At 64.7% G+C, this 11,594-nt stretch carries 12 protein-coding genes; 4 read left to right on the forward strand and 8 right to left on the reverse strand.

Features of this window, described 5'->3' with window-relative positions; all coding sequences use genetic code 11:
• Nucleotides 1–4 precede the first annotated feature (4 nt).
• Nucleotides 5–1,105 (reverse strand): NAD-dependent epimerase/dehydratase family protein, encoded by a 1,101-nt coding sequence (locus ACNQVK_RS12180; protein WP_418029716.1) that lies wholly within the window; start codon nt 1,103–1,105, stop codon nt 5–7.
• Between the two features lie 398 nt (nt 1,106–1,503).
• On the opposite strand from ACNQVK_RS12180, the gene ACNQVK_RS12185 reads away from it, so the two are divergent.
• Nucleotides 1,504–1,779 (forward strand): hypothetical protein, encoded by a 276-nt coding sequence (locus ACNQVK_RS12185; RefSeq protein ID WP_276127691.1) that lies wholly within the window; start codon nt 1,504–1,506, stop codon nt 1,777–1,779.
• A 13-nt stretch (nt 1,780–1,792) separates the two neighbouring features.
• On the opposite strand, the gene ACNQVK_RS12190 is transcribed toward ACNQVK_RS12185, so the two are convergent.
• Nucleotides 1,793–2,992 carry a cytochrome P450 gene (locus ACNQVK_RS12190; RefSeq protein ID WP_418029717.1) on the reverse strand — a complete coding sequence of 400 codons (1,200 nt, stop codon included), beginning with the start codon at nt 2,990–2,992 and terminating at the stop codon, nt 1,793–1,795.
• Nucleotides 2,993–3,157: 165 nt separating this feature from the next.
• Here ACNQVK_RS12190 and ACNQVK_RS12195 point away from each other — a divergent pair, with 165 nt between their 5' ends.
• The gene (locus tag ACNQVK_RS12195; RefSeq protein WP_418029718.1) at nt 3,158–3,712 is read left to right on the forward strand and encodes a TetR/AcrR family transcriptional regulator; all 555 of its coding nucleotides are present in this window, start codon (nt 3,158–3,160) and stop codon (nt 3,710–3,712) included.
• 8 nt (nt 3,713–3,720) lie between these two features.
• Here the strand turns inward: ACNQVK_RS12195 and ACNQVK_RS12200 are convergent, their stop codons facing one another.
• The 4 genes from ACNQVK_RS12200 to ACNQVK_RS12215 all read right to left on the reverse strand — a co-directional run bounded on the left by ACNQVK_RS12200 (nt 3,721) and on the right by ACNQVK_RS12215 (nt 8,732).
• Entirely contained in the window at nt 3,721–4,605 is an 885-nt protein-coding gene (locus ACNQVK_RS12200; RefSeq protein WP_418029719.1) for a formylglycine-generating enzyme family protein, read from the reverse strand.
• Nucleotides 4,598–5,497 (reverse strand): HAD family hydrolase, encoded by a 900-nt coding sequence (locus tag ACNQVK_RS12205; RefSeq protein ID WP_418029720.1) that lies wholly within the window; start codon nt 5,495–5,497, stop codon nt 4,598–4,600. Before ACNQVK_RS12205 ends, ACNQVK_RS12200 begins: the two co-directional genes overlap by 8 nt.
• A 1-nt stretch (nt 5,498) precedes the next feature.
• Complete coding sequence (locus ACNQVK_RS12210) at nt 5,499–7,043, reverse strand: arylsulfatase (protein WP_418029721.1); 1,545 nt, start codon at nt 7,041–7,043, stop codon at nt 5,499–5,501.
• 138 nt (nt 7,044–7,181) lie between these two features.
• Nucleotides 7,182–8,732: an arylsulfatase gene (locus ACNQVK_RS12215; RefSeq protein ID WP_418029722.1), complete on the reverse strand. Its 1,551-nt coding sequence runs from the start codon at nt 8,730–8,732 to the stop codon at nt 7,182–7,184.
• Nucleotides 8,733–8,869: 137 nt separating this feature from the next.
• On the opposite strand from ACNQVK_RS12215, the gene ACNQVK_RS12220 reads away from it, so the two are divergent.
• Both ACNQVK_RS12220 and ACNQVK_RS12225 read left to right on the forward strand, forming a co-directional pair.
• Nucleotides 8,870–9,943: a tellurite resistance/C4-dicarboxylate transporter family protein gene (locus ACNQVK_RS12220; protein ID WP_418029723.1), complete on the forward strand. Its 1,074-nt coding sequence runs from the start codon at nt 8,870–8,872 to the stop codon at nt 9,941–9,943.
• 1 nt (nt 9,944) lies between these two features.
• The gene (locus ACNQVK_RS12225) at nt 9,945–10,220 is read left to right on the forward strand and encodes a DUF1876 domain-containing protein (RefSeq protein ID WP_044519921.1); all 276 of its coding nucleotides are present in this window, start codon (nt 9,945–9,947) and stop codon (nt 10,218–10,220) included.
• A gap of 11 nt (nt 10,221–10,231) precedes the next feature.
• On the opposite strand, the gene ACNQVK_RS12230 is transcribed toward ACNQVK_RS12225, so the two are convergent.
• Nucleotides 10,232–11,317 (reverse strand): NAD-dependent epimerase/dehydratase family protein, encoded by a 1,086-nt coding sequence (locus ACNQVK_RS12230; protein ID WP_418029724.1) that lies wholly within the window; start codon nt 11,315–11,317, stop codon nt 10,232–10,234.
• Nucleotides 11,318–11,380: 63 nt separating this feature from the next.
• Nucleotides 11,381–11,593, reverse strand: coding sequence for an exodeoxyribonuclease VII small subunit (locus ACNQVK_RS12235; RefSeq protein WP_036450687.1), 213 nt, complete (start codon nt 11,591–11,593; stop codon nt 11,381–11,383).
• Nucleotide 11,594 lies beyond the last annotated feature (1 nt).

Raw genomic sequence — 11,594 nt, forward strand, 5'->3', positions numbered from 1 at the left:
CTGCTCATTCCTTCTCTTCGCGCGGGCGCTCGTCGGCCCGATCCGGGCGATGATCGCCCCACTTCTTGTCGATGGCGTTCCAGGGGTCGGCCAGCTGCCCGGGATAGTCCTTGTACGCGGACTTGGACCGCAGGAACGCGCGGATCAGGGGCGCCGCCAGGCCGATCGGGAAACGCTTGAACCCGGCGTTCGCCCTGGTGTCTGCCAGCAGCTGCGGCCACGAGTGGTGCTGGAACCCGAGCGCGTCCTGCGAGCGGCGGGTGTCCATCCAGTCGGTGGCGAACCAGGCGGTGTCGTCGTCGGGGTTGCCGGGCCGGCCGATCGGCAGGCCGCCCTTGATCCCCATCGCGGCAGCCGCTTGCGAACCGACCGCGGACTGGATGTGCCGGTGCGTTTCGGCGTCGCCGCCGATCAGCAGCACCTCGTGGTTGGCGGTCTCGGTCGGGACCGTGGTGGCCGCGACGAACGCTGCCGCCACATCGCGCACGTCGACGGTCTGCAACCGCCCGTCGGCGGGCAGCACGCTCTCGAACGAGATGAGGTCGACGTCGATGCCGAGGCTGAACTCGGAGCTCATCACCCCACCGAGCCGCAGGATCAGCCAGTCCAGCTTCGAGGCCCTGACCAGGGCTTCGGCCTCGACCTTGTGGGCGCCGTAGATGTCGGACGGGTTGACCGGGGTGTCGGGGGTCAGCACGTCGTCGATGTGGTGCGGATTGCGGGCGCCGTAGACCGCGATGCTGGAGGCCTGGACGAACCGCGGCGGTGTGGGCTGGGCCTCGGCGGCGCGCAGCAGCGACGCGGTGGCCTCGACATTCACCTTCCGGGCCAGCCCGCGGCGCATGTAGCAGAACGGCGGGATGATCGCGGCGAGGTGGATGATCGCGGCCGGCGCGACCGCGGCGACGAGTGCGTCGACGGCGGCGGCATCGGTCAGATCCGCCCAGCGCACCTCTACGGAGGCCGGGAGGGCGGCAGCGGCCTTGCGGTTTCCGGGGACGTCGAGATCAGTCGCGACCACCGCGCGTCCGCCGGCAGCCAGCGTCTTCACGACGGCGGAGCCCACCAAACCGAACGCTCCGGTAACCAAAACAGCGTCGGACATAGGCCTCCTCGCTAGAACGTGTTGCAACACTAGCGAACGTGGATGTGGTGTGTGTCACCGCGATCCCGACGGGTTCCGGGGGTTTACGGGGGACCGTTCGCCCGGGGTTGCTCAGCAACGGGTACGCAGCCGCCGTGCTGGGGGAGAGCCGGTGGAGGCGAATGTTGCTGCGGTTGCCTCAAAAGCATTGATCGATGGCACTGTCGGTAGATAAGCGTGACCGGGGTCACGCGGCATGTCCCAATGTGATGCATTTGCCGGAACGGTCGTCGTTACCGGATTTGGAAATTTGCCCGAGACGTATGCAAGGTGTGGCTGTAGGTATCGATGAAAGTGAGCCAATCGCAGGCGTTTGTGATGTACTCGGTTGCACGCGTCAGTAATTGGGGAGGTGTTGGATGTCCGAAGATGTCGTGACGGGGGTTAACGACAGCGACTCCGGCGAAATTGCCGAAGAAGTTGCTGTGGGTTCCTCGGTGATCGTTTATCCGGGAACTGACGACGAATTGCACGGCACGGTCGTCGAAGATTTCGCCGACTTGGCCGGGACCGCGGTCGAGGTCGCCGGGGAGCGAATTGTCGAACCGGCACGCCGGTGGGCAGTCAACCTCGACGACGGCGGACTGGTGTTCGTCGACGACGACAGCATCGCGCTCGCAGCGCAAGCTGCCTGAGTTCTGCGGTAGTTCACCGCACGCTCAGCGGCAGTCGGCGTAGTCGTCGCACCAGCAAGCTGGGTAGCCATTCGGCGTCGCCGGTGGGCTGGATCATGGTGCTGGCCGACAGTAGGTGCGAAACCACTGTCCGGGCTTCCATGCGGGCCAGTGCTGCGCCCACGCAGAAGTGGGCCCCCTTTCCGAATGTCAAGTGAGTCTTGGCATTTCCCCGGTCGAGCCGGAATTCATCCGCTGCCTCGAACGCTGCCGGGTCACGGTTGGCCGACCCCCACAGCAGCAGCAGGTGCGAGTCCGCCGGCAGTGTGACGCCGGCCAGGTCGGTATCGGCCAGGACGTGCCGGTAATGCCCACGGAACGGCGATTCGTATCGCAACACTTCTTCCAGGAACGCTGCCACCAGGTTGGGTTCGCGGCGCAGCCGGTCGGCCAGATCGGGCCGTTGCGCCAGTATCTGCACCGCGCTGCCCAGCAGTGACGCGGTGGACTCCGCCCCCGCCGCGACCAACTGGATGAGGATCAGCGCCGCCGTCTCGGGGGTGATCTTCTCGGTCGCGCAGTACTTCGCGAAATCGCCCATCAGGTTGTCGCCCGGATTTGCCGCTTCCGCATCGAACCGTTCGAAGAGGTATCCGCCGAGTTCGACGGCGGCGATCCCCGCAGCCGTGAGCAGGTCGGTGTCGACCAATCCGTCGAGCAACGCGGTGCTGGCGTAGGCCCAGGTCACCAACCGGTCGACATCCTCGGTCGGTAGCCCGAGCAGCTTCGCGACCACAAGCATCGGCAACCGGTCCGCCATGACGGCCATCCAGTCGAACTGCCCGCCGGCCTCGGCGAGCAGGTCGGCGGTGGTTTCGGCGATGAACGGTTCCAATGCGGCTATCCGCCGGGCGGCCAGCCGGGGAAGCACCATCTTGCGGTGGGCGGCATGCAGCGGATCGTCCGCGGTCGCCAGCACGTGAGTGGCGCCGCCTGGAGGTTCCATCGCGAAACGGGTCACCGAGCCATCGGTCTGATGCCACATGGTGGCAGTGAGATTTGACGAGAAATCGTCGACCCGAGACGTGGCCTCGACGACGGCATCGAATGTGCACGCCACGAAGAACGGTGAGTCCGCGATCTGCTGCACCGGTGAGGCCGCCCGCATCCGCGCATACAAGGGATACGGATCCTGAAGGCAGGCTGGGTCGAACAGGTCGTGTGCCAGGAGCATTTGCCCAGGTTGGCTGGTGATTCCGGGGCAGTCAACGATGCCAGGACATGTTGATATTCGTCGCCCGGACTGACGGCGCGAAGGCGTCTCAATGCGGGGCGGCGACCTGCGGATGGAGTGAGAATAATTCGGAACTTTGTCTCATGATGAGATAAATTCGCGACTATGTCTCCAACGCGTACGGACTGGTTGGTCGGGGGCGACCGACGCGCCGAGGCAGCCGAGCGCATCTACACCGCGGCTGCCGAGATGGCAGCGCGTGACGGCCTCGACGCATTGGACATCGACGCGCTGGCGGCGCGGGTGCACTGCTCGCGCGCGACGATCTACCGGCATGCCGGCGGCAAGACACAGATCCGCGACGCCGTGCTGGCCAGGTTGGCCGCTTCGATCGTGGGGGAGGTGCGTCGAGCGGTCGACGGGCTGACCGGGGCGCAGCGGGTGATGACCGCGATCACCGTTGCACTGCACCGTATCCGAGCCGATCCGATGTTCGATCTACTCCTCGGGTCACTGCGCAGCGGCGGCGGGATGGCGGACCTGACGCAATCGCCGGTGCCTGCCGCGTTCGCCACCGAACTCACCGGGCTGGACGAGGACGACCCGGCGGCCGCGGCATGGATCGTGCGCCTGGTGCTGTCGCTGTTGGTCTGGCCTGGGCCGGACGAGGCTACCGAGCAGCAGATGCTGCGGCGCTTCGTCGCGCCGGCGTTCGGTTAGGGTCAGCTCTAACCGGCGCGGCGCACGCATCGAAAGCCGATGTGGCTCATACCCGTATCCACCATCTGGGGCCGGCGCGCAGCAGGTCGGTACCGCATGCAGTAGCTGTCGGCGCACAGGAACGAGCCGCCCTTGATCACCCTGCGCCCGATCTGGAACTGCGGCTGGTTCGGGTCGTAGGTGTCGGCGGCGCAGCAGGGCGTGGTGGCCCGGTCCTCGCCGTACCAGTCCGTGGTCCACTCCCAGACGTTGCCGGCCATGTCGAACAGGCCGTAACCGTTGGGCTCGAAGCTGCCGACTGGTTTCGTTGTGCCGTAACCGGTGTCGGGCAGATACGGGAACTCGCCGTGCCAGTAGTTCGCCAGGTGCTGTTCGGGTTGCTCGGGTTCGTCGCCCCACGTGTAGGCGGCACCGGAGATCCCGCCACGGGCGGCGGTCTCCCACTCTGCCTCGGTGGGCAGTTCCAGCGCGGCCCAGTCCGCATACGCCGCGGCATCGTCAAAGGCGATGTGCACCACCGGATGCTGCTCGCGACCCTTTAGCGATGAGCGCGGTCCACGGGGGTGATTCCAGCACGCGCCCGGAGTCCACACCCACCACAGGTTGAGGTGCCGCAGATCCACCGGGCCTGCGGTGCGCCGGAACACCATGGAGCCGGGTACCAGGTTCTCCGGTGGTGCCCCGGGGAAGTCGTCCGGGTTCACCGGACGCTCGGCGACGGTGACATAGCCGGTGGAGTCCACGAATTCGGCGTAGTCGGCGTTGGTCACCTGATGACGCTGAATCCAGAACCCGGCGGTGGCAACCTCGCGAGCCGGCGCCTCCTCGGCGTAGTGCGCATCAGAGCCGAGGACCGCCGTCTGTGCCGGAATCCAGACCAGATCGTCAGTCAAAGACTGTCGTCCAGTCGTGACGCATACTCGCCACCGCCCAGCCGCGGTCGGCGGCGAGCCCCAGCGCCTTCTCCGCGCCTGCGGTGTAATCGAATTCGCGTTCGGCATCGTCATGGCGCACCAACAGACCCAACGACGGACCCGCGCCGCCGGCCGTGTACTCGAGCATCTGGATATCGCCGTTGGAGTTGCCTGCCGCGAAGATCGGTCGACGTCCCACCCGCCCCCAGATGCGTACCGCCTTGACCGGGCCGTCATTCAGGAATTCCGGGGTGGCTGTCGTCTTGAGCTGACCGTCGACGAAATCCAACCCGACCGAACTGCCGACCACCCGCTCCGGCGGAATGCCGTACATCGACGTCGTCACCGGGCGCATGAAATCACGGCCGCCACCGGAGACGATGTAGTTGATGAAGCCGTTGGCCTCCAGATAACGCAGCAACTCGACCATCGGCAGATAGCCGCACGTGGTGTACGGACGATCCAGCGTCGGGTGCTGCGCCTCGGCGAAGAACGCCTTGATCTGGTCGGCATGATCCTCGACAGACATTCCGGCGTAGGCCGAAAGTATGCCGCCCGCAAGGATTTTCAGGGCGGAATCATCACCGTTGTAGTGCTTGGTGACGGCATCCCCGAACCAGGCCAGGTCACCGGCGGCAGCCGCTTGATACGGCTGCCTGGCGGCCAGGGCAGGGTCGGCGGCAGCCTGTTCGGCCAAGCGGCGCACCAGGAAGTCCAGCTGAATGTAGGCCGGCTTCTCACACCACAGGGTGCCGTCGTTGTCGAAGACGGCGACCCGCTCCTCGGGAGCCACCTGCTCGGAGACGCGGCCCACGAAGTCGACGATGGCCGACTTCGTGGGGCCGTCGTTCCAGGAATCAAGAACTCCCAACTCAGCCGCCGATGCGTTCGAGGAAGTTGTGCAGTTGATCGACTGCGTTGCTGATGGTGAACGATGCCGGTTCGCGGCGCGGTGGAAACTCCTTGAAGGTCTCAAGGAACTGGGTGACCAACGCGTTGGCCATGAGGGCGAGGTAGTCGTGTTCGAACCACCAATCCCAGTAGGTGTTGGAGGTGATGTCCGCGCGCTCGTAGGGGTCGGTGCGTAGGTTGAACAGTTTCGGCGCGCGCAGCGGCGTGAAGGGCTCGAACCAGATCTGCAGCGTGCCCTGGCAGCGCTGCTCCATGAACACCACCTTCCAGTTGTCGATGCGCACACCGAGTACGTCGCAATCGTCGGAGAAGTAGATCAACCCGCGGCGCGGGCTCTTGTCGACCTCGCCGGTGAGGTAGGGCAGCAGGTTGAAGCCGTCGATATGGACCTTGTATTTCGTGTCGCCGGCCTTGTAGCCCTTCTTGAGCTTCTCCACGATATCGGCGTCCCCGGCGGCGGCCAGGAAGGTCGGCAGCCAGTCGTGATGCTGGACGATCTCATTGGATACCGTTCCCGCCTCGATCTTTCCGGGCCAGCGGATCAGCTCCGGAATCCGGAAGGCACCTTCCCAGTTGGTGTTTTTTTCACTGCGGAACGGAGTGGTCGCACCATCGGGCCAGGTGTTGGCGTGCGGACCGTTGTCGGTCGAGTAGATGACAATGGTGTCCTCGGCCAGGCCCAACTCGTCCAGCGCGTCGAGCAATTGGCCCACGTTGCGGTCGTGGTCGACCATCGTGTCGTGGTAGCCGGACTGCCAGCGCCCGGCCTGTCCGACGCTTTCGGGCTTGGTATGCGTCCGGAAATGCATGTGGGTGGTGTTCATCCAGACGAAGAACGGTGTATCCGCCTCCTTTTGGCGCCGGATGAAGTCGATACAGGCCGACGTCGTCTCGTCGTCGATGGTCTCCATGCGTTTCTTGGACAGCGGCCCGGTGTCCTCGATGCGTTGTTTGCCTACCGGGCCGAAGCGCTCGTCGACCTCGTCAGACTCCTCCTCGGTCGCCCAGGAATGGACCACACCGCGCGGCAGCATCTTCCTGCGCAAATTGGGGGCCTCTTCTTCGGTCGGGTAGTCGGGGTGCTCCGGCTCCTCTTCGGCGTTGAGGTGGTACAGGTTGCCGAAGAACTCGTCGAAGCCGTGATTGGTCGGCAGATACTGGTTGAGGTCACCGAGATGGTTCTTCCCGAACTGCCCGGTGGCGTAGCCGAGCGGTTTCAGCAGCGATGCGATCGTCGGGTCTTCAGGGGACATTCCGACGTCCACGCCGGGCATGCCGACCTTGGACAGGCCTGTGCGGTACACGCTCTGGCCCGTGATGAACGATGAGCGGCCGGCCGTACAGCTCTGCTCGCCGTAGGAATCGGTGAACAGCATGCCTTCCTTGGCGATGCGGTCGATGTTGGGCGTCCGATATCCCATCAGCCCCATGCTGTAGCAGGACAGATTGCTGATCCCGATGTCGTCGCCCCAGATGACCAGGATGTTGGGTTGGTTGTTGGGCATGTGCCAGGCCTCGCTTTCGTATCGGATGCGGTTGTCGCGCCTGCTGCCAGTCCTCCCGACCTGGCCCGACGTTATGCGCCCACGGCGGAGCGGAGGACTATCTCGCGCGTCTCTCAGCGAATACTCAATTCGAGCCGGTCAGTCCTTGGCCAGGAACTCGTGCAACTTCTCTACGGCTTGATCCACGCTGAAGCTGGCCGGTGCATGCCGAGGCGGGAATTCCTTGAACGTCTCGAGGAACTTCGTCGCCATCGCGGTCGCGTAGAACACGAAGAAGTCGTGCCGCAACAGCCATTCGTAGTAGGTGTTCGACGTGATGTCGGCGAACTCGTACGGGTCGGTGCGCAGGTTGAACAACTTCGGCACGCGTAGCGGAGTGAACGGCTCGGCCCAGACCCGCAGGGTGCCCTGGCACCGCTGCTCGGCGAAGACGATCTTCCAGTTTTCGAACCGCAGCGCCACCAGGTCGCCGTCGTCGGAGAAGTAGAAGAACCCGCGTCTGGGGCTGGTGTCCACCTCGCCCGTCAGGTACGGCAGCAGGTTGAAGCCGTCGATATGGACCTTGTACTCGGTTTCCCCGTCGGCCCCGGCCGTGTGGCCCTTCTTGAGCTTCTCGGCGATGTCGGGATCACCGGCGGCGGCCAGCAGGGTCGGCAGCCAGTCGTGGTGCTGGATGATCTCGTTGGAGACCGTGCCGGCCTTGATCTTTCCGGGCCAGCGGATCAGCTCGGGAATCCGGAAGGCGCCTTCCCAGTTGGTGTTCTTCTCGCTGCGGAACGGGGTGGTGCCGCCGTCGGGCCAGGTGTTGCGGTGCGGACCGTTGTCGGTGGAGTAGATGACGATGGTGTCCTCGGCGATGCCGAGCTCGTCGAGCACGTTCAGCACGGTGCCGACGTTGCGGTCGTGGTCGATCATCGTGTCGTGGTACGGCGACTGCCACAGCCCGGCTTGCCCACGGCTCTCCGGCTTGGTGTGGGTGTAGAGGTGCATGTGGGTGAAGTTGCACCACACGAAGAACGGATTGCCCTCCGCATGCTGGCGCTTGATGTAGTCGACCGTGGCGTCGGCGATGTCCTCGTCGATGGTCTCCATCCGCTTCGTGTTCAGCGGGCCGGTGTCCTCGATGGTCTGCTTGCCGACCGGGCCGAACTTCGGGTCGTCGGGTTCCTTGGAAACCTCGGTGGTGGCCTTGCACTTCAGCACGCCACGCGGTTTGGCCAGCTGATAGAGCCGCGGGTACCGGTCCTCGTGCGGATAGTCGAAATTCTCCGGTTCTTCCTCGGCGTTGAGGTGATAGAGGTTGCCGAAGAACTCGTCGAAGCCGTGCAGCGTCGGCAGGTACTTGTTGAGATCGCCGAAGTGGTTCTTGCCGAACTGACCGGTCGCGTACCCGAGCGGCTTGAGCAGCTCGGCGATGGTCGGATCCTCTGCGGCCCAACCGATGTCGACGCCGGGCACACCGACCTTGCTCATGCCGGTGCGGTAGACGCTCTGCCCACTGATGAATGCTGCCCGGCCGGCGGTGCAGCTTTGCTCGCCGTAGGAGTCGGTGAAACGCATGCCCTCGTCGGCGAGGCGGTCGATGTTCGGGGTGCGGTAGCCCATCAACCCGTCGCTGTAGCAACTGAGGTTGCTGATTCCGATGTCGTCGCCCCAGATGACCAGGATGTTCGGTTTACCGTTCGGCATGATTGGCTCCTCACCCAGCTGTGTATCCCCGACCCCGCGTTCGACCTTAGGCGCTCCGATACCTGCCCGACGCTGCTTCGCCCGCCTGTCGCCGGATATTTACGCGTTCGTCCGGCGGTAGGTGGTAAGACCGAGCCATGAGCGAGCCGACGGTACGCGAGGCTGTCCGCACCCTGCATCCCGGTTACTTCGCACTCGTCATGGCCACCGGAATCATGTCCATCGCAATGACTTACCACCGTGTGCATGCGGTTTCGGTGGTGCTCTTGTGGGTGGCGGGCATCGCCTATCTGGTCTTGGTGGCCCTGACAGGCGTGCGCGTCGTCATCTACCGTCGCGAATTCGTGGCCGACCTGACCGATCCGAGCCGCGCGTTCGCCATGTTCACGTTCGTGGCCGCGACCTGTGTGGTCGGGACCAGGCTGGCCGCCGACGGGCGTTACGGGTTGGCGTTCGGGCTCCTGGCAATCGGCTGGGTGGCCTGGATGGTGTTGGGCTACGTGGTGCCGTGGACTGCGGTACTCGGTCGTGCCGCCCGGCCGGTGTTGCAGAGCGCCAACGGCACCTGGTTCATCTGGGTGGTGGCCAGCCAGTCCGTCGCGGTGCTGGCCGCGGCACTGCAGCCCGAAATCGCCGTCGGTCGTTCGGAACTGGCATTGCTGGCGGTCTTCTCGTGGTCGGTCGGGATATTTCTCTACGGGGCCGCGGGCGTGTTCGTGGCCATGCGGATGCTGCTGTATCCGTTGCGGCCCGCTGATCTGACGCCGTCGTACTGGGTGGCGATGGGTGCCACGGCCATCACGGTGGTGGCCGGAGCCCGGATCGTCGAGATGGCGGATGCGCCCATGGTGGCGGCCACTCGTGGGCTGATCGCGGGCGCATCGGTGTTCTTCTGGGCCTTTGGCACCTGGTTGATTCCACCGCTGATCGCTGCCGGAATCTGGCGCCACTGGGTCCATCGCATCCCGCTGCGCTACGACGCCACCCTGTGGAGCGTGGTCTTCCCACTGGGGATGTACGGGGTCGGCGGCTACTACCTCGGCCAGGCCGACCAGCTACCGATCGTGGAACGTATCGGTTACGTCGAGAGCTGGATCGCGCTGGCGGTGTGGGGCTTGACCTTCGTGGCCATGGTGCGCCACCTGTTCATCACGCTGCGGCCTGGTGTCCGGGACGTAACCGGCGCACCCTTGGAGGTGGAAGGTGATTGACATGTACGACAAGGATCTGACCAACAAATGGCTCGTCGAGATCGAATTCTCCGAAGACGAGATCCACACCCACGCCTCGGTCCGGGCTCAGGTGCGCGACGACACGATATCCACCACCGGAGATGCCTACCGAAACCCGAAAGACCCCGGCGCGCCGATGATCGGTGAGGAGATCGCGGCGGCCCGCGCACTCATCTCGCTGGGCACCGAACTACTGCATGCCGCATCCGCACGGATCGAACAGTCCACGCACCATCCGGTGCACCTGTACCGCTGAGACGTGACCGCCTACGCGGTGACGGGCTGCTTGTCGCCGGACTCCATCTGGTGGAACAGGTCGACGTAGTAGGGCATGCACTCGGTCATGGCCTGCTCGGTGGTGAACAGCGGCTTGTAGCCCAGGTCGCGTCCGGCCTTGGCGATCGAGAAGTAGTTGTTGAGGTAAAGCCGTTCCACCGCAAGGGGTTCGATCAAAGGCTCGGGGAGGCCGAACTTGAAGTGCAGCCACTGCCAGGCCATCATCACCTTGTGCACCAGGCGCCCTGACACGTAGAAGGTCGGCAACTTGCGGCCGCACGCCGCGATCACCGGGCGGGCGAACTCGAACATGTTGATCGGCTCGCCGTCGTTGATGAAGTAGGCCTGACCGGGCGCGGTGCCACCAGGGACCAGGTGCTGGCCGGCCAGGATGAACCCGTGGATCAGGTTGTGCACGTAGGAGTTGTCGAGCTTGATGTTCTTGTTGCCGACGAGCACCTTGACGTGCCCGGCCAGCACGTTCTCGAACACCTTGCGGAACATGGTCTGATCGCCGCGGCCCCAGATGCCGCTGGGCCGGATCGAACACGTCAGCATGCCCTGCTCGCCGTTCTGCGAGAGAACGAACTTCTCGGCCACGACCTTTGTCTCGGTGTACAGGTCGTTGAACCGGTTGGTGTACGGCATGGTCTCGTCACCGTTGACGATGTCCTGTCCGCCCATCACCACGCTGTTGGAGGCGGTGTAGACGAAACGCTTGACGCCGGCGGCCTGGCCCGCGTGCACCAGGTTCTTGGTGCCCTCGACGTTGACGGCAAAGCTGCGCTGGCGGTACTCCTCGGTGACCGAGGCGCCGCCCATCAGGTCGATGATCGCCCCGGTGTGAATGATCGTGTCGATGTCCTTGACGGCCGCGGCCACGGTCTCCGGGTTGCAGATGTCGCCCTCGATGACCTCCAGGCCGGCGTGATCGCCCAGTGGCGACGGCGCGCGGTCGAACGAGCGCACCACGTATCCGCGGTCGAGCAGCTCGGTCACCAGGTTGGCGCCGACGAAGCCGGAGCCGCCAGTCACCAGGACGCGGCCGAGTTCAGTGGTCAGAGATGCGTCACCCATGCCCGGCAGCTTAACTGAAACAGGTTCCAGTTTCGAGCGCGATCGGCAGAAATGGTTGCTGGATCAAGATTCGTCCGCCTCGCGCGCGGCCAGTGCCTGCTCGACGCGCTGCCGAGCTCCGGCTAAGTGTTCCTCGCATCGTTGTGCCAGCTTCTCGCCTCGTTCCCAGAGGTTGAGCGAAGCATCCAGGTCAAGCCCGCCCTGCTCCAGCTGCTGCACGACGGCGATCAGTTCGTCACGGGCCTCTTCGTAGCCCAGTTCACTAATAGGCTTCATA

It is taken from the genome of Mycobacterium sp. 134, assembly GCF_048282715.1.
Taxonomy (GTDB): Bacteria; Actinomycetota; Actinomycetes; order Mycobacteriales; family Mycobacteriaceae; genus Mycobacterium; species Mycobacterium septicum.

Bases quoted from the DNA above. Each gene is read 5' to 3' on its own strand.
- ACNQVK_RS12180 (WP_418029716.1), bottom strand. From the start codon at position 1,105: ATGTCCGACGCTGTTTTGGTTACCGGAGCGTTCGGTTTGGTGGGCTCC.
- ACNQVK_RS12185 (WP_276127691.1), top strand. From the start codon at position 1,504: ATGTCCGAAGATGTCGTGACGGGGGTTAACGACAGCGACTCCGGCGAA.
- ACNQVK_RS12190 (WP_418029717.1), bottom strand. From the start codon at position 2,992: ATGCTCCTGGCACACGACCTGTTCGACCCAGCCTGCCTTCAGGATCCG.
- ACNQVK_RS12195 (WP_418029718.1), top strand. From the start codon at position 3,158: ATGTCTCCAACGCGTACGGACTGGTTGGTCGGGGGCGACCGACGCGCC.
- ACNQVK_RS12210 (WP_418029721.1), bottom strand. From the start codon at position 7,043: ATGCCCAACAACCAACCCAACATCCTGGTCATCTGGGGCGACGACATC.
- ACNQVK_RS12215 (WP_418029722.1), bottom strand. From the start codon at position 8,732: ATGCCGAACGGTAAACCGAACATCCTGGTCATCTGGGGCGACGACATC.
- ACNQVK_RS12220 (WP_418029723.1), top strand. From the start codon at position 8,870: ATGAGCGAGCCGACGGTACGCGAGGCTGTCCGCACCCTGCATCCCGGT.
- ACNQVK_RS12225 (WP_044519921.1), top strand. From the start codon at position 9,945: ATGTACGACAAGGATCTGACCAACAAATGGCTCGTCGAGATCGAATTC.
- ACNQVK_RS12230 (WP_418029724.1), bottom strand. From the start codon at position 11,317: ATGGGTGACGCATCTCTGACCACTGAACTCGGCCGCGTCCTGGTGACT.
- ACNQVK_RS12235 (WP_036450687.1), bottom strand. From the start codon at position 11,593: ATGAAGCCTATTAGTGAACTGGGCTACGAAGAGGCCCGTGACGAACTG.